The 14,791-nt window shown below is 30.4% G+C and carries 21 protein-coding genes; 10 read left to right on the top strand and 11 right to left on the bottom strand.

The window, feature by feature from the left end:
• Nucleotides 1-2: 2 nt before the first annotated feature.
• The 8 genes from HMPREF9630_RS03555 to HMPREF9630_RS03585 all read left to right on the top strand — a co-directional run bounded on the left by HMPREF9630_RS03555 (nt 3) and on the right by HMPREF9630_RS03585 (nt 5,340).
• Complete coding sequence (locus HMPREF9630_RS03555) at nt 3-377, top strand: hypothetical protein (protein ID WP_009527163.1); 375 nt, start codon at nt 3-5, stop codon at nt 375-377.
• A gap of 116 nt (nt 378-493) precedes the next feature.
• Entirely contained in the window at nt 494-838 is a 345-nt protein-coding gene (locus HMPREF9630_RS03560; RefSeq protein ID WP_009527164.1) for a hypothetical protein, read from the top strand.
• Nucleotides 831-2,096 (top strand): cell division protein FtsK, encoded by a 1,266-nt coding sequence (locus HMPREF9630_RS03565; protein ID WP_040465176.1) that lies wholly within the window; start codon nt 831-833, stop codon nt 2,094-2,096. Before HMPREF9630_RS03560 ends, HMPREF9630_RS03565 begins: the two co-directional genes overlap by 8 nt.
• A gap of 41 nt (nt 2,097-2,137) precedes the next feature.
• Nucleotides 2,138-2,614 (top strand): hypothetical protein, encoded by a 477-nt coding sequence (locus HMPREF9630_RS10040; protein ID WP_009527166.1) that lies wholly within the window; start codon nt 2,138-2,140, stop codon nt 2,612-2,614.
• Nucleotides 2,581-2,997, top strand: coding sequence for a hypothetical protein (locus HMPREF9630_RS10045; RefSeq protein ID WP_050995388.1), 417 nt, complete (start codon nt 2,581-2,583; stop codon nt 2,995-2,997). Before HMPREF9630_RS10040 ends, HMPREF9630_RS10045 begins: the two co-directional genes overlap by 34 nt.
• A gap of 5 nt (nt 2,998-3,002) precedes the next feature.
• Nucleotides 3,003-3,218, top strand: coding sequence for a DUF3173 domain-containing protein (locus tag HMPREF9630_RS03575; protein ID WP_009527167.1), 216 nt, complete (start codon nt 3,003-3,005; stop codon nt 3,216-3,218).
• Entirely contained in the window at nt 3,211-4,380 is a 1,170-nt protein-coding gene (locus HMPREF9630_RS03580; RefSeq protein WP_009527168.1) for a tyrosine-type recombinase/integrase, read from the top strand. The genes HMPREF9630_RS03575 and HMPREF9630_RS03580 overlap by 8 nt, the downstream gene beginning before the upstream one ends.
• A gap of 45 nt (nt 4,381-4,425) precedes the next feature.
• Nucleotides 4,426-5,340 (top strand): DNA adenine methylase, encoded by a 915-nt coding sequence (locus HMPREF9630_RS03585; protein WP_009527169.1) that lies wholly within the window; start codon nt 4,426-4,428, stop codon nt 5,338-5,340.
• An 18-nt stretch (nt 5,341-5,358) separates the two neighbouring features.
• Here the strand turns inward: HMPREF9630_RS03585 and HMPREF9630_RS03590 are convergent, their stop codons facing one another.
• Nucleotides 5,359-6,189, bottom strand: coding sequence for a type II restriction endonuclease (locus HMPREF9630_RS03590; RefSeq protein WP_009527170.1), 831 nt, complete (start codon nt 6,187-6,189; stop codon nt 5,359-5,361).
• A 709-nt stretch (nt 6,190-6,898) separates the two neighbouring features.
• Here HMPREF9630_RS03590 and HMPREF9630_RS03595 point away from each other — a divergent pair.
• Nucleotides 6,899-7,915, top strand: coding sequence for a hypothetical protein (locus tag HMPREF9630_RS03595; RefSeq protein WP_040465177.1), 1,017 nt, complete (start codon nt 6,899-6,901; stop codon nt 7,913-7,915).
• A gap of 27 nt (nt 7,916-7,942) precedes the next feature.
• On the top strand, nt 7,943-8,068 hold the full coding sequence (locus HMPREF9630_RS10585; RefSeq protein ID WP_009527172.1) for a hypothetical protein: 126 nt from the start codon (nt 7,943-7,945) through the stop codon (nt 8,066-8,068).
• 315 nt (nt 8,069-8,383) lie between these two features.
• Here the strand turns inward: HMPREF9630_RS10585 and HMPREF9630_RS03600 are convergent, their stop codons facing one another.
• The 10 genes from HMPREF9630_RS03600 to HMPREF9630_RS03640 form a co-directional block, all read right to left on the bottom strand.
• Nucleotides 8,384-8,734 carry a hypothetical protein gene (locus HMPREF9630_RS03600; protein WP_009527173.1) on the bottom strand — a complete coding sequence of 117 codons (351 nt, stop codon included), beginning with the start codon at nt 8,732-8,734 and terminating at the stop codon, nt 8,384-8,386.
• Between the two features lie 5 nt (nt 8,735-8,739).
• Nucleotides 8,740-9,399, bottom strand: coding sequence for an endolysin-like domain-containing protein (locus HMPREF9630_RS03605; protein ID WP_009527174.1), 660 nt, complete (start codon nt 9,397-9,399; stop codon nt 8,740-8,742).
• Between the two features lie 79 nt (nt 9,400-9,478).
• Entirely contained in the window at nt 9,479-9,826 is a 348-nt protein-coding gene (locus HMPREF9630_RS03610; protein ID WP_009527175.1) for a hypothetical protein, read from the bottom strand.
• The gene (locus HMPREF9630_RS03615) at nt 9,823-10,167 is read right to left on the bottom strand and encodes a hypothetical protein (protein ID WP_009527176.1); all 345 of its coding nucleotides are present in this window, start codon (nt 10,165-10,167) and stop codon (nt 9,823-9,825) included. The genes HMPREF9630_RS03610 and HMPREF9630_RS03615 overlap by 4 nt, the downstream gene beginning before the upstream one ends.
• Nucleotides 10,168-10,239: 72 nt before the next feature.
• The gene (locus HMPREF9630_RS10395; protein ID WP_009527177.1) at nt 10,240-10,413 is read right to left on the bottom strand and encodes a hypothetical protein; all 174 of its coding nucleotides are present in this window, start codon (nt 10,411-10,413) and stop codon (nt 10,240-10,242) included.
• 2 nt (nt 10,414-10,415) lie between these two features.
• Nucleotides 10,416-10,676, bottom strand: coding sequence for a hypothetical protein (locus HMPREF9630_RS03620; protein ID WP_009527178.1), 261 nt, complete (start codon nt 10,674-10,676; stop codon nt 10,416-10,418).
• Between the two features lie 19 nt (nt 10,677-10,695).
• Nucleotides 10,696-11,361: a pyocin knob domain-containing protein gene (locus HMPREF9630_RS03625; RefSeq protein ID WP_009527179.1), complete on the bottom strand. Its 666-nt coding sequence runs from the start codon at nt 11,359-11,361 to the stop codon at nt 10,696-10,698.
• Nucleotides 11,354-11,545: a hypothetical protein gene (locus tag HMPREF9630_RS03630; protein WP_009527180.1), complete on the bottom strand. Its 192-nt coding sequence runs from the start codon at nt 11,543-11,545 to the stop codon at nt 11,354-11,356. The genes HMPREF9630_RS03625 and HMPREF9630_RS03630 overlap by 8 nt, the downstream gene beginning before the upstream one ends.
• Nucleotides 11,538-12,560 carry a hypothetical protein gene (locus HMPREF9630_RS03635; RefSeq protein WP_009527181.1) on the bottom strand — a complete coding sequence of 341 codons (1,023 nt, stop codon included), beginning with the start codon at nt 12,558-12,560 and terminating at the stop codon, nt 11,538-11,540. The genes HMPREF9630_RS03630 and HMPREF9630_RS03635 overlap by 8 nt, the downstream gene beginning before the upstream one ends.
• Nucleotides 12,557-14,791: a hypothetical protein gene (locus HMPREF9630_RS03640; RefSeq protein WP_009527182.1), complete on the bottom strand. Its 2,235-nt coding sequence runs from the start codon at nt 14,789-14,791 to the stop codon at nt 12,557-12,559. Before HMPREF9630_RS03640 ends, HMPREF9630_RS03635 begins: the two co-directional genes overlap by 4 nt.

The raw sequence follows: 14,791 nt of genomic DNA on the forward strand, positions 1-14,791 counted from the left end.
TAGTGAGATTAGCTGTTAGACTAGCAATAGAAACACGAAATAGTATCGATGCTCTTAAAAAAGAAATAAAAGCAACTGGAGAATTTGATAATCTTCATCTTACTAATGGATTTGTCGTGAATCAAGCTTATTTAGATTCGAAAAAAATTACTGCTGAAAAAAACTGGGATAAAATATTAAAATTTGGGTCTCAAGTTGAAGAACGAAGTGCCCCAAAAACTCGAACTGATTTACAAGTAAATCAAACTACTATTGATGGCATTGCTGAGTTAAAAAAGATTTTACCTCTATATACAGAAACAAGTTATGTAACCACTTCATTTGTTATCAGAATGATAGTGAGGGGTTCTCTTTTAGTGCGTCATGGAAAAATTTAGGCTTCAAGCCTATTTTTTTTATTCCAACTTTATGTGTTGACAAAACACGACACTTATCCTATAATAGTGTCGTGAAGTAATTACAACACTTAAAAATATATAAAGGAGAACTAACAATGATTAGACCAATTTTGAATGCAGAAGAGACGATAAAAGGAGCGAAAATCCTTGTCAATCAAAAACCTTATTTTCTTTATGTAGAAGAAAATGGTAAGCGAGTAAAAACAGAAACAGTTGCTGGCTACACGTATGAGTGCGTAGCCATTGAAAAACAGTTTGAACGTTTTAATGTAAAGATTGAACACTCTAAACCTCTTTTCCAAGATTCTAAAGCAATTCCTCAGAACTGTTTAGTTGAATTTATTGGGTTGACAGGTAGTGCCTATGTGGCTGGAGATAGTTACAAGTATATAGCGTGTTCTTTCAAAGCAGAGGGGATTGAGGTGGTAGATGATGAATAATAGAAATTACAAAATGATAACAATCTTTACTAAGCCCCCTATTCTTTTAAGGAAAAGAATTTTTCAAATTATGTTGTTTGGACTGATTTTCGTTTTATTTGGGCAGTTTCTTATGAAATCGGATTATTTAATTATGAGCTTATTTCTTTCGATACTACTTCTTCTATACATGGGATATACTTTTTACAAATACAAAGTTAGTTTAGACTATAAAATCAAGGAATTTATTGTTCATAATAATCTATATAATAGTGAAATATCAGCAGAAGTTGGCTACTTAGTTACTGATGAGCAAATCCTTATTCTTTTCAAAAAGAATGCAGATTTATTCACAGATCAAGCAAATCAATTTAAAAGTCATTTTCAGGCTATGCTGAATTTACCATTGCAAGATATTGAAAATAATAATACCCACTGCGTGTACATATTTGACCGCTTTCCCGATAATAGGTTAGATTTTTCTTCCAGAGAAGTATTAAATAACACTATTCAACTAACAGAAAAGATTTCGTGGAAATTCTCAAACCCCTGTCATCTCATTATATGTGGGGCATCAAATTCTGGTAAGATCTACCTTGCAAGTATGTTAATACTTGATTATTTAAGGATAAAAGGTAAAGGTGGAGGTTGTGATATATATGTATGTGACCCGAAATCGGCAGATTTAGCTATCATTTGTCAAAGAATAGACTTGAAGAAATATGGAAAGGTGCAAAATCTTGCTGTATCAGATAATGAAATAGCACGAGTACTAAGAGAAGTTAATTCCGAAATGGAGCGTAGGTATTCTGAATGGTTTACTGATGACGAACATTCTTTTGGCAAAACTTGGAAAGATATCGACAATGCTAAACCTTTAGTGGTTATCATTGATGAATTTTCGGCTGTCCTATCTGTTGCTAATCCTAAAGTTGCAAAAGAAATTACTGGGTACTTTAATAACCTGCTTCTAAAAGGGCGTATGGTGGGAATAGAGATAGTGTTGATTATGCAACGACCAGATATATCTTCTAATTCAAATAATGGATTAACCGGGCAGCAAAGAGACCAATTTGGAGTGCGTATCGGTATGGGGAATATGACCAATGATGGTCGCAGAATGCTTTTCGGAAATAGTAATACTGAATTTCAAACTGTAAAAGAAATAGGCGCGGGTCATATCATGATTGACAGTAAACATATAGAACCAGTTTACTTTGAAGCACCGTTGATACAAAAAAATAGTAGTGATTATCTGGATTGTCTAGTTTTTAATTAAACAATAAGAGAATTTTGAAGAATCAAAAGCGAGGTTTTCGTATGGACGATAGCAAAGATTTTTCAATTCAACCTGAAGATTTTGTAACTGTTACAATCATGAATGATTTATTATATGAGGTGCAGTATTTACAGAAATCAAATAGACAAAATAATATATTGAAGATTGATTCTGAGCGTTATGTTATTAAATCGACAGGAGAGATTAAATATTACGAACACACAACAACAAGAAATCAGAGTGAGAACTCTCTAAAACAGACAATGAAGAAATTAAGGTATTTAATAAATGCAAATTTTTCAGGGCGTAAAAATGAACTTTGGGCAACTTTAACATTTAGAGATACCAAAATAGCTAAGCAACCTAAAAGTATTTACAAGGAATTCAATAAATTTATTAAGAGATTAAATTACAAGTATAAAGAAAAACTAGATTATATCGCCATTTTAGAGCCACATGGAGTAAACAGCAAAGATATTTCTGAATGGCACGGTTTTCACATCTTCATTTATTATTAAAGAGTTATTCTGCCAATCTTTACATGCCATGCCAAGAGTTTGAACAGATATGGGGACTTGGCTTTTGTAGAATTGAAAGATTAAAAAACATAGATAACATAGGTGCATACCTATCAGCATATCTAACTAATGCGGAATTTTCGGATATTGATTCTCAGAAAAAAAAATATATAAAAGGAAGTCGATTATGGCTTTATCCTAAAGGAATTAGAATATATCGAAAAAGCAAGGGCATTAAGTACCCTAAGAGAATCAAAATGCCTTATCAATCGGCAAGAGATCTGATAGGAATTGAACCACATTATAATAAAATTTATAAAATTGAAAACGAGAACTTTGAAAATATTATTATTTTTGAACAATATAACAAAAAAAGGAGGTAAGCAGTATGCAAACCATCACAAAACATGAACTTCAAAAAATGGGATTCGGTCCGTCACAATCGGCTGATATAGTTCGAAGAGCAAAAATTTATCTTGTGAACAAAGGTTATGGATATTATTCTTCAAAACGTTTAGGGCGAGTTCCTTTGTCATCTGTAGAGCATATACTCGGATTTCCTATTGATACAAAGGAATTAGAGGAGAAACATCATCATGCCTAAAATTCCTCACGTGTATCAAGATAAGAAATCAGGATTGTGGTATTTTGTGGCTAGTCTAGGTTATGATGAACATGGCAAACGAATTCAGTATTGGGGGAGAGGTTTTAAAACCCAATTAGAAGCAAAAAAGGGATATGAATCCTATATGAACGATTTCTCGGATTCAGCAGTAAAGAAAAATTCTACTATGTCATATAGGGAGTTTTATGAAACGTATTTCAAACCGGATTATAAGCAGTCAGTTAAACCACAAACTTTTGATAGTAGATTATGTTCAATGGAGATACACTTAAAATATTTCTTTAACCGTAAATTAAAAGATATATCTGCTCCAATGGTTAAGAAGTGGCAAAATAATCTTTCATCTAATTATTCATCTGGTTATGTAAGATCTATACATGGACTATTTCAAAAGAGTTTAGACCTTGCAGTAAAACTAGGATTATTACAAAAAAATATCGCTAAACAAGTATGGAACGTAAAGAAAGTAAGGCAAAAAGTGGACTTCTGGACAAAAGAAGAAGCCGAAAAGGTCTTCTCAACCTTCGATATAGAAGATTATTATGATAGATTTGCTTTTACTCTCATATATTCGCTGTTCATGACAGGCCTTAGAATTGGAGAGGCTCAAGCTCTACAATGGGAAGATGTTGACTTTATTGAGAAAACTTTAGAAGTTAATAAGAATATGTATTATAAAACATCTAATGAATTTTATATAACTGAGCCAAAAACATTAGCTAGTAACAGAGTTATAGCCCTTGATGATATGACAATAAATTATTTGAATGAATGGAAAGCTATTCAAAGAAAAAATATTGTAACTGATTTTGTATTCTCCTATAACGGATTACCAACAAATAAAAGTGCTACAAGTCACATTATCACACGCCATGCTAAACTTGCAGGAGTGCATAGAATTAAAACTCATGCATTAAGACACTCACACGCTAGTCTATTAATTTCTATAGCAGAGAATGCCTTAGTAATTCGTGACAGACTAGGACATGAAGATATTAAAACAACTCTAGGAACTTATGGACATTTATATCCGAATATGAATAGGAAAGTTGCTAATAAACTGAATAATATTTTGAATTTTGATAATGGCAATGTAAAAAGAGGAAAAGTTTATAATCAGTTTCTGAAGAAAAAAGTATAAAAAATGTTATAATAGAATATATATAGTAAGAAAGGAGAATTACAATTGTTACCTAAAAAAATTATCACACCTAAAGTACCACCTATCAAAATTCAAGGAATAAAAACTAAATTAGTTCCATTTATTGCTGAATCAATAAAGTGGGATGGTCAAGGAACATACTTTGAACCATTTATGGGTTCTGGTGTAGTAGGTTTTAATTTAGAGCCCCAGAAGGCTATTTTTAGTGATACCAATCCCTATATCATTCAATTTTACAAAGATATTCAATCAAAGAAGATTACTGCTCAAACAGTTAGGACTTTTTTAGAAAATGAAGCAACTAAATTATCTAGTACACCGGCTGATAAGACATCTTATTACTATGAAGTTAGAGATAGATTTAATAAAGAACATAGCTCTTTAGATTTTTTATTTTTACAACGTTCCAATTTTAATGGAATGATACGTTTTAATAATAAAGGGAATTATAATGTTCCTTTTGGACGAAAACCAGAGAGATTTCAAAAAGCATTGATTACAAAAATTGTAAATCAAGTTTCATGGGTTGAAAAAATAATGGAGGGCAAAGATTGGGAATTTATCTGTATGCCTTTCACTAAAGCATTTGAGATGATGGGAGAAAATGACTTTGTTTATTTAGACCCTCCGTATATTGATCGTTATGATGGATATTATGATTCTTGGAGTGAAGAATATGCGGTATTACTCGCAGAACTTACTCAAAAAGGAAAAGCTGGATACGCCTTTAGTATGTGGTACGAAAATCAGTACAGAAAAAATACTCACATGGAAAAATGGACGCATGGGAAGTTGTTGACTACTGAACATTTTTATCACTTAGGAGCAAAGGAATCTAATCGAAATAAAATGATAGAAGCCCTAGTAATAAGTGAATCTAATTTGAACTTAAATGAAGTGCATCCTAAACAAGAGCAAATTATTCTTTTTGAAATGTAAAAAATAGAGCCGACTGCTCTATTTTTTATTAAATGTTTCATCGTACTGAGATAGATAATCTGAATATAATTTTTTTAATTCTAGTGATTTAGGTTTATCTGTTTTAGAAAGCCAATCAATGTAAGTATCAATGTTGTTATATAATGATTGCTTCATCTCTTCACTATCAGTATATCTTGGATGGTTTACCCAATAATCGTGAAAAATATCTTTTCCTAAAATAGAAAATGGTCCAGCACCGTATACAAAAGGTTTTATAGAGGCAGAAGTAATTGTTCCGATATTATCGGTATTTCCACTACCTTTCTTATCACCACATATTCTATATTTTTCTTGAACAAATGTTTCTATATTTTTATAGGCAGGAATTATAGAATCTAAACTCTCAAAAGTAACTTTTCCAGTAGTTGGTTTCGGCTCTCGAGTATAGACAACACCTAAAATATAATGACCGTCATAATCAAAATAATTACCTACAATATTCTTTGTTCCGTTTCTCATAAAACTTGTAAAACTACCTCCAGTAAAGCCAAATTTTGCTTTTTCACTTCTTCTGTACGTTGTTTTTATATCAATTGCTATTTTTCTTCCATTAGGTTTTACAAAATAAAAGTCAGGGTACACTGTTTGCTGTTCTGATTCATGTAATGTATACCCTAATTCTTTTACAGAATTATTTAATGCTTCCAAAGTTATAACTTCAAAAAGTCTTCCAATAATTTTTGAATCATTACCAAAAGTATATATTTCTTTCTTTTTATTGATAAAACCAACAAGTTCCCATTCATTTTCATTTTTAGGTAAATATTTAGTAATAGTATCAATTATTTTATCTGTATATGGTAACATGTTCTTCTCCTTTTGTTTGCAAATTGTTTGCGATTATTTAATTAAAGGCTCTGAAACATTTATTTCAAAGCCTTTTTATTGTAATATCCGTTATTCCCACTCTTTTGCTACTTAGCATTATATCAAATAAAATATTGAATTTAAAGCATTTTTATTTACAAATATATACTAAATTCAACAAAATAATAATGAGGTGTGGTCAGAGCGTGGTCAGTATTTGTGCAACTTTGATAATTGTTTTTACTTGTTTTGTATTAGTATATCATTTACTAAAATTTCAGTAAAGATATTTTTTGTAATGAGGTAGATCGTGTGTGTCATCATACTCTCTCCGAACCCTCACTTACTTAAATCAATAAAAACGGTCTCTTAATTAGAAGTATACTCTTTTTTTCCTTTTTAAAAATAAATATTTAAAGTTTCTTCTATGTTTAGTACAACCTTTTTTTGTAATCAGTTGAGGATTTTTCTTCGTTGGAGTATTTATATATTTAGTATAACCTTAGTTATTTTATTATACCCTGCAAATATTTAAAATGCTTAAGTCGAATTAATTATTAAAACTAATTGTAATTTATTTTAACCATCACAATTTTATTTTTGCGGAAGTATTATGGAAAAAAATGAAAAATTTTACTTTACTATTCTTGATATTTTGTGGTAAAATAACTAAAAGCTATTTATTATATTAATGAAAGAAGTGATTATATTGAAAGATAGTGAATATTTAATTCCAACAGCTGAAGAACATAGCTTAAGTACTTATAATGCTCTTTGTCATAGAATATTTACTAATCCAGATAATACACAAAAAATTTTTTATAATAATATATTGCTTAAAATCAATGACGTTTACGATATCATAGAAAGAGTGAATAGAAAATTCTCATTACACAATAATACAGAGTTTTCAATAACAATAGGTGTTAAATTCGATGATAGGGAATACATTGAATTTTCTGGATATGAAAGTTTTAAACATCATGATTGGAATGAAAATAAGTCTATATTAAACATGACTATAACGTGGGATGCACTTTTAAAAATACCAAATTATGAGATACCACAGAGACACAGGCTTATACTAAAAATGTCCAATAGTATGAGACCCGAGGAGATTCTTAAAATAATATTCTCTGGAGAAATTGATGATATGGAAGAATTAGATAAAAAATTTTTCCCCATAGTGGTAAGAGCTGAGTATATATCTCAAAGAATAGGTCAAGAATTAATATCCATAGTTGAAGAATGGGTAAAAAATAATGAGCAACCAACAATTAACCCAAAATACATAAATTATCTTAAACAGAAAAAATATATTATTTCTAAAGCTATTGAATTGATAAGTACTTTGTTAGCATTTTTAGCTTTGGCAACAATATTTTTAAATTTTATAGATTCTGTTGATTTTAATAATTTAGGTCAAATTAGTAAAGAAAATTTAAAATTATTATCTCTATACAATATTACGATTATAGCTGTATTAGGTTTTATAAGTAGAATATCCTATCATTTTGCAACTAAAATTTATGACTTGTTAAGAGATTATGGGTTTGGGTATATGTTTAATATAACAAAAGGAGATAAAAAATTAATTGATAGACTAAAAAAGCAAGAACAACATTCAAATGTTAGGTTGGTAGTTAATTTTTTATTTGCATTAATTTTTAATGTGATTTGTTCGATAATTGCTACAGGAATATTTCCTTATATATTCCATAAGTAGTTATTGTAAAATAAGGGAGAGATTTGTATGAAAAAATTCATTCATTCATTCATTCATTATATATTAAGCTTCATTAAATATGAGTTTGATGAAATGAAAAATAATAATTCATATGAAAAAAGATTTATAGAAAAAACATATAAATATTTTTAGAATTATAACAACCGGTTCAACTTGCGGTTTATTTTCACTAAGGCTATAACAATTAAACCCACCAAGCTCTTTGGTGGGTTTTGTATTTAAATCAAAATTATACTAAAAAATTATTTATATATTTTTTAACATTTCATATAATCTAACTGCTATACTTGCTACTTTGGAAATAGAGAGATAGTACACATATAAAACATTATTATTCTAAGGGGCAAGGCTCTCCGATAAGGAGTGCCGAAGCCCCGTTCTTATTTGCAAACAAAAAAGCATACTCTATGCAAATAGGGTATGCTTTTATCATTTTTGAAATATAATTTACTTATTTTCTTTCATATAGCTCACTGCTATATCTATTATCATTGATAATATATCTTCATCTAATGATACATTTACTTTTTCTTGTATTTCTTTTACTGCTTTTTTCATTGCCTCTGCTTTTTTCTCTTTGCTTGTCATATGTGTATTTTCTAAGCCAACGACAATTGACATTAATATATCCGCTATTTTTTGAAGTTTTACATCTTTAAAGCTCATTTTTGCAAGCAGTAAAGCAAGTTTCAGTTCTGTAATATAATCTAATTTTATCTTGTTTTTATTCATAAAAAATACTGTAATTGAAAAGCTTATAGCTATAATTATTGCTATCATTGCATCTGTATTAAACATATACGTTATCTCCTTTCCGCTAATTTAGCCATCATAACCCACAATGCCCAATTGCTTTTATCAATATTCTTTATATGCACATCAGGACTATTTAATAGCTTTAATTCAGCTAACTTATTAATAGCCTGTACAGCATACTCTTTTTCTTTTTCACTCATAGTTTTAACTTCTCCTTTCTTGTCTAATACATCTGTATCAATCTTTTCTTTATATCTAAGCACACAATCCCAACCGCCACGATGATAATTTTTATATTGAGATATATTAATCTCATAGCCAGTTTGGTCGCCAGGTCTTCCGCCTGTAGCTCGTCCAAGTTCATTGATACTTGCCTGTACTATTAGACCATTGCCAATATATACAGCGACATGGTGTACTTCATTAAGTAAGACATCACCTCTTACTAAGCCTGCACCTGTACTTAGATTAACAATGTTTCTCACATCTTTAAATCCGCAACTTATAAATGCACTTTTCATATTACCTGTATAAGTAGCACCGTATTTAGATTTGACAGGAAATCCTGCCTTTTCAAATGCCGTTATTGTTAAACTGCTACAATCATAATCGCCTTTTTCTCCCCATCTGTATTCCTGGTCATATCCAGCTTTATTATCTATTGCTGTTTTTATCATAAATTGTACTGCTTTCTCAACTCTACTCAACTTTTCTCAACTCCTTCCAAATAGGAAAACATTAGAAAAACATTGAAATTACTTGTCCGGATAAATTTCTTCCCTGATTTTATACTCCATTTCTAAAATCTTCTTGTCCTAATTCTACATTGTCCATACGATTTATTATCTGCTCTCTAATCTTGCCTTTTTGTCTATTTTCAAGTCCTGATTTTGCTATTAATGCAGTTAAGACAGGAGCAGAGAAGATAACTGCTCTGTCTAATGTATGACTTGCAAGGTTAGAATCATTTAATTTTACACTTAGATATAAACAAATAAAAAACACTATAAATACAAGTAACATAATTGCAAACATTAATTTTTTACTTGTTTCAATATATTTTTTATCTTTTTTTATTTCCTGTTCTTGTCTTAGTTTTTCAATGATTTTCTTTTCATCTTTGCTTAAGTTCAATTGCTGTCACTCCTAACTCTGCAAGTTTCTTCTATATTGTCAAGCCTATGATGAGCAGACTTAACAGCTTGCTCATTTATTGTCACTCTCCTATCTATTGCATCTACTTTGTTGTCTATATCTTTAATTGTATTGTTTATTTTATCAACATCTATAGCTATATAATCAAGTGATTTCTTAATCTCTATATGTCTTTCAGCTTGCTTTTCTCTGTCGTTTGCTACTTGCCTTTGTCTTTCCTCATTGTCTTTTTTGTTGTCTTTTAAAATCTTTGATACAGTAGCATAAACTCCTATTAACGCCACTGTAATTGAAAATAAAACTTCTATTGATATTTGCATATTTCACCACCTTTTTAAAATTAAAGGCAATAAAAAAAGACCTATTAAGTCTCTTAATATCACCTTGTTTTCTTATTCTTTTTCGAGAATATCACATAACTCTTGATATTCTTCACTTGTTATTCTATCTTTTACTAAAAAAATATCTAACTTTGTTTTGAAATTTTCTATTTTTTCAGCGTTCTTTTTCTTATCTTTAGCAAGTTTTGTAGCAGTTATTTTTAAATATTCAAATAATTTTATCATTTTTACATCTCCTCATTTATTAGTTTTTCAAATTCTTCATTTACAATCGTTTCTGCCATTTCTTCTATTTTCTTTTGCATCTCTAATTTTTCTTTATCTTCAATGATATTGTTTTTATCATCATATGCAAGTTTATTCATATCACAATACTCTGATACTTCTACTATTTCAAAATCAATAGTATCAGTAGTGTGTAATGCTTGAGCATTTAATATGTGTTTTTTGCCTTGCTCGTCGATCTTGTAATTTATTAATGCTTTCAATTTAATCACTCTCCTTTACTTAAATATTAGTAGTTGCAATTCTTTTCCAAGGCGACCAACTTCCCCATACACATTTTCTATAACACACACAATCCATATTCCAGCTATACCACATTTGGAAACAAACAGTTTCATTACCAGTTACGTTACCAGGACTAAATACATGTAATATGCCGTCATCAGAATATGGTAAATTAGCGGTTTGTTGATAACTACAATAATATATTTTCCCGTTTTCTAAGGCAACATTTGCATCTACGATAGTATTTTTATTAGCGGGTTCAACTGAACGCATATCATTCCAAGCACCCCAAGCATTACCTGTAGAATTTCGTATATACATTGTAGAAAAGTAACCACCTTCAAATGGTATTGCTATTTGTGTTCCGTAACCTACAGCATTACTATGTTTAAAATACTTAATGCGAACCCAATTCACTTGTAACCCAAGTTGTATACCTAAATTCGTGTCAGTTTCATAATTATTTGGATATGCGAAATTGTTTAAAACATCAATACTTACTGAATTAAATGAAAATACCTCAACTTTATTATTCAACTGTTGTCTAAGTTGTTGATTTTCTTCAACAACATTTTTGAGATATGTCTCTATTTCTTCCAAACGCTTATTAAACACTTCCGCACTTGCTCTATCAGATGGTTTAAATTTTGTTATTTCAATCATAGTACACTTCCTTTCCTAATACTAAGTACGAATTATCTAATTGTAATACTGCCACTCTATCACCACTTGTAGGTGAATACGATTCAAGACAAGGGTAAGTTCTATCACTTACTTTATCGTCTATATCAAACTTTATGCGAAACGGCTTAACGCTTGTAACTGTTCCTATTAGTTTTCTATACATTAATCAATCTCCTTAATGAATGCTCCATTGTTCCACCCACATTACAATCATCTATCTTCCAATATGTCTCAATAAATTTATCATTAATCTTATAAGTTTTTACATTGAGTTTTACACAATTCAAAAAACCATGTCCTATGTTTATTCCTGTCTTTAAAGTAATATTCTTATATATATTACTTGCTGATACTGCGTCCTTTTGAGCTATATCATATAGCGTCTGATAGTCAAGCACATCATCTACAGTTTTAAAATCAACAATCTCACGACCACGATTTACTGTGCTTGATAAGCTGTTAGGATTATTGTTGATATACACAGCTCTAAGCGGCGCTATCTGACTGTTGTTAGTAGCCCTCACAAATACATTAGGTATATTGAAAAGGTCAATTTCTTCTTGAGTATCTTCAAGTATTAGGCATCCGTCACTGTCCGAAATGTCGTTGTATTCAATGTCGATTTTTCTGTTTTCAGGCAAAATATAAGGACGAGTTACAAAGTATCCGTCCTTATCTGAATATAAGCTTTCATAATTTATAATTTTTAAAAGATAGTTAATGACATCAAGTCTTGATGTACCTATCTCAAAATCTGCATCAGCCTTTGTTACATAAGATTGTAGTTGTATCTTGTGCTTTGCTCCTTGCAACTGCTTTATCGCTTCATCTATAATGTTACTACCTGCTTTGATTGTAAGTCTTTCCTTAAGTTTGTTTTCTTCAAGAATCAATAACTTGTCAAAACACTCAATTTCACGACTATAAGAACCATAAACCTTTCGTGAATTTGATATTAAAAGCGTTGCCAATGTATCTTCTACATCATTTATTTTACAAGATATCTGTATCAAATCATTGTTAAAGTCAATATCTTCGCTATTTTCAATTGTAAGATTTGCGGAGTATTTGAGTTTTGCAAGGCTATCATGAGATATTGAGCACTTTACCACCTTTAAAAGACGCTTTATATTTTCTTTTTTATCAAGTAGTCTATATTTGAATTTGATTATTCTCATGACGTAATCCACTCCCAACCTACCATATCCTTTTCGCCATTTAAAATCCACGTAGCATCAATTAACACTTCTTTTAGCGTCTTATCTCCGTCACTGCTTTCATAAGCTTCAACTTTATTTTCGACTTCAATAAGTTCAAATGACACTTTTACCCATGTTGGTATCCTAAAAATGTACTCTTGTTTAAGATTTGATATACCGCAAAATAAAGCCTTACCCCTATTATCTCTGTAAAAAAGAGTTTTTTTAGAGTTATATAAAGATAAAAGTAGGTCAAAATCTGCTAACTGCATTTCAAAAGTAAAACTGCCTTTCATATATTCAGTTGAGCCGTCATCTTCTACTATCATCTTTTTACTGCCAAGATACTTAACAAATGTCCTATTTCTAACTATTTCAAAGCCTGTAGCGTAGTTGAATTTAAGATTTGTTTTTTGTGATGTATCTTCTGCATCGCATAGTAAAAACCCTTTTATGTCAACTGATATACTTTTAATATCACTTTCAGTGACAGCATCATGTTTAGATTTTGATATTATCTTATATCTCAATTCAATATTGCCCGGTATATAGTAATCAATAAATGTACCATTTGAGCCTAAACCCTTGGCTACAAGTTTGAATTTGCCTTTTCCATCAGCTCTCCATATCTGATTTTCTTTAAAATCTGTATCTATTTCGCTATGAAAATTAATCAATACGGAGTGATTAGTTTGATTTGCATTGATAGTAAATGTAGCCGGAGCAAGTGTTGTAAAAGATACAAATATATCTTTACTTGCATAATCAGACCACAATTCATATTGATTTTTTGTTCTGATTTTTAATATATAAGTTGTGTTATTTTCAAGGTTTGCAGTTGTACTATAAGTTGAAATATCATTTTCGACGATATTGCTATCTTCAATCAGTGTATCAGCCTTATATATCAATACCTGATAAGCCCTTTGCTTACCATCAGGATTCCATACAAAAATAGGTTTTGAAGTATTGTAATTACTTTTTTCTTCAAATGTAGGCGGTTTAGGCTTAGAGATAGTTTCAAAGACAGCTTCTCTTGTATCCTGTACCTCTTCGCCGTAAACGGTATTATATACATACAGTATCAACTTTATACTGCCTACACTGAGATAGTTTTCAGGTAATGTTAGATTGTTTTCGTTTGTACCTGTAAATTGTCCTTTTTGCACATTATTTTCAAGAATTTGTAGCATCCATTTCTTTTGATTTATTGATGACCAAGCTATCTCTATAGGAAATGAACTATTTCTTACACTTCCGTTAGGCTCTAAGCCTAATATCTGTACCTTTGGATTATTAGTTACATTATAGCTTTCTATATGGACAACTTCTGTATATCCATCTGATACAGTTAGCTTAAAGTCAATTAAGCCATTATATATAGTATTTGCAGGAATTGTTACTATCTTAAGAGTTGTACCTGTATAAGTTTTTATAACTTTATTATCACTGATTAATTCGAGTTTATACGTTGCTTGAGTTTCACATTCCCACGACACATTTATATCAGCAAGAGGATTTATAGTGCCTGTAGGCTTGAATTGTGATATCTTAACCGTCGGCTGTTTTAGTGTTATACTTGTCTTTTCACTTGCCCAAGCACTTGATGAAAGGTTACCGTTATCTGAATATAAGACTTTGACAGTTATATCTACTTTTTGACCGTCAGCGAATGTATTAGCCGGGATAGTATGCATTGTTTCTGTATTGCCTGTTTTAGTATAGATAGTATTACCGCCTGTAACTGCTGTTATCTCATACTTTTCCTGTCTTTCACTTTGCCAAGTTACTACAATATCTTTCCTTGGTGCAGATGAATCTATATTAAGATTAGATATAGTAGGTAGTACTGTGTCCTTTAATTTAGCTGTACATTCATAAGTTATATATAAATGTCCATAAAGCGTGCTACCGTTATATCTGAAAGGTCTTAACCCGTTTATTCCATTTCTTTGATATTCACTGTTTGCACCTTCCAATTTTAAGTCAAGATATGATTTTGTTTTTCTTGTAAAGTAAAATCTGACACTTTGTATATTCCCTGCGACTATATAACCCTCAATTTTATCATAGCCTTGTAAACCTGACGCTGAAAGATGTATAGTAAGGTCAGTGATTTCATATTTTGTATTATCTCTTAGCTTTTCAACTCTTGTATCGAAAGTATCTTTTTCTCCGTCAAATCTCAAGACACCTGCATATTGTTCCAT

Source organism: Peptoanaerobacter stomatis (genome assembly GCF_000238095.2).
Taxonomy (GTDB): Bacteria; Bacillota; Clostridia; order Peptostreptococcales; family Filifactoraceae; genus Peptoanaerobacter; species Peptoanaerobacter stomatis_A.

Coding starts and splice junctions, on each gene's coding strand:
- HMPREF9630_RS03560 (WP_009527164.1), top strand. CDS start 494: ATGATTAGACCAATTTTGAATGCAGAAGAGACGATAAAAGGAGCGAAA.
- HMPREF9630_RS03565 (WP_040465176.1), top strand. CDS start 831: ATGAATAATAGAAATTACAAAATGATAACAATCTTTACTAAGCCCCCT.
- HMPREF9630_RS10040 (WP_009527166.1), top strand. CDS start 2,138: ATGGACGATAGCAAAGATTTTTCAATTCAACCTGAAGATTTTGTAACT.
- HMPREF9630_RS10045 (WP_050995388.1), top strand. CDS start 2,581: ATGGCACGGTTTTCACATCTTCATTTATTATTAAAGAGTTATTCTGCC.
- HMPREF9630_RS03575 (WP_009527167.1), top strand. CDS start 3,003: ATGCAAACCATCACAAAACATGAACTTCAAAAAATGGGATTCGGTCCG.
- HMPREF9630_RS03580 (WP_009527168.1), top strand. CDS start 3,211: ATGCCTAAAATTCCTCACGTGTATCAAGATAAGAAATCAGGATTGTGG.
- HMPREF9630_RS03590 (WP_009527170.1), bottom strand. CDS start 6,189: ATGTTACCATATACAGATAAAATAATTGATACTATTACTAAATATTTA.
- HMPREF9630_RS10585 (WP_009527172.1), top strand. CDS start 7,943: ATGAAAAAATTCATTCATTCATTCATTCATTATATATTAAGCTTCATT.
- HMPREF9630_RS03600 (WP_009527173.1), bottom strand. CDS start 8,734: ATGTTTAATACAGATGCAATGATAGCAATAATTATAGCTATAAGCTTT.
- HMPREF9630_RS03615 (WP_009527176.1), bottom strand. CDS start 10,167: ATGCAAATATCAATAGAAGTTTTATTTTCAATTACAGTGGCGTTAATA.
- HMPREF9630_RS10395 (WP_009527177.1), bottom strand. CDS start 10,413: ATGATAAAATTATTTGAATATTTAAAAATAACTGCTACAAAACTTGCT.
- HMPREF9630_RS03625 (WP_009527179.1), bottom strand. CDS start 11,361: ATGATTGAAATAACAAAATTTAAACCATCTGATAGAGCAAGTGCGGAA.
- HMPREF9630_RS03630 (WP_009527180.1), bottom strand. CDS start 11,545: ATGTATAGAAAACTAATAGGAACAGTTACAAGCGTTAAGCCGTTTCGC.
- HMPREF9630_RS03635 (WP_009527181.1), bottom strand. CDS start 12,560: ATGAGAATAATCAAATTCAAATATAGACTACTTGATAAAAAAGAAAAT.
- HMPREF9630_RS03640 (WP_009527182.1), bottom strand. CDS start 14,791: ATGGAACAATATGCAGGTGTCTTGAGATTTGACGGAGAAAAAGATACT.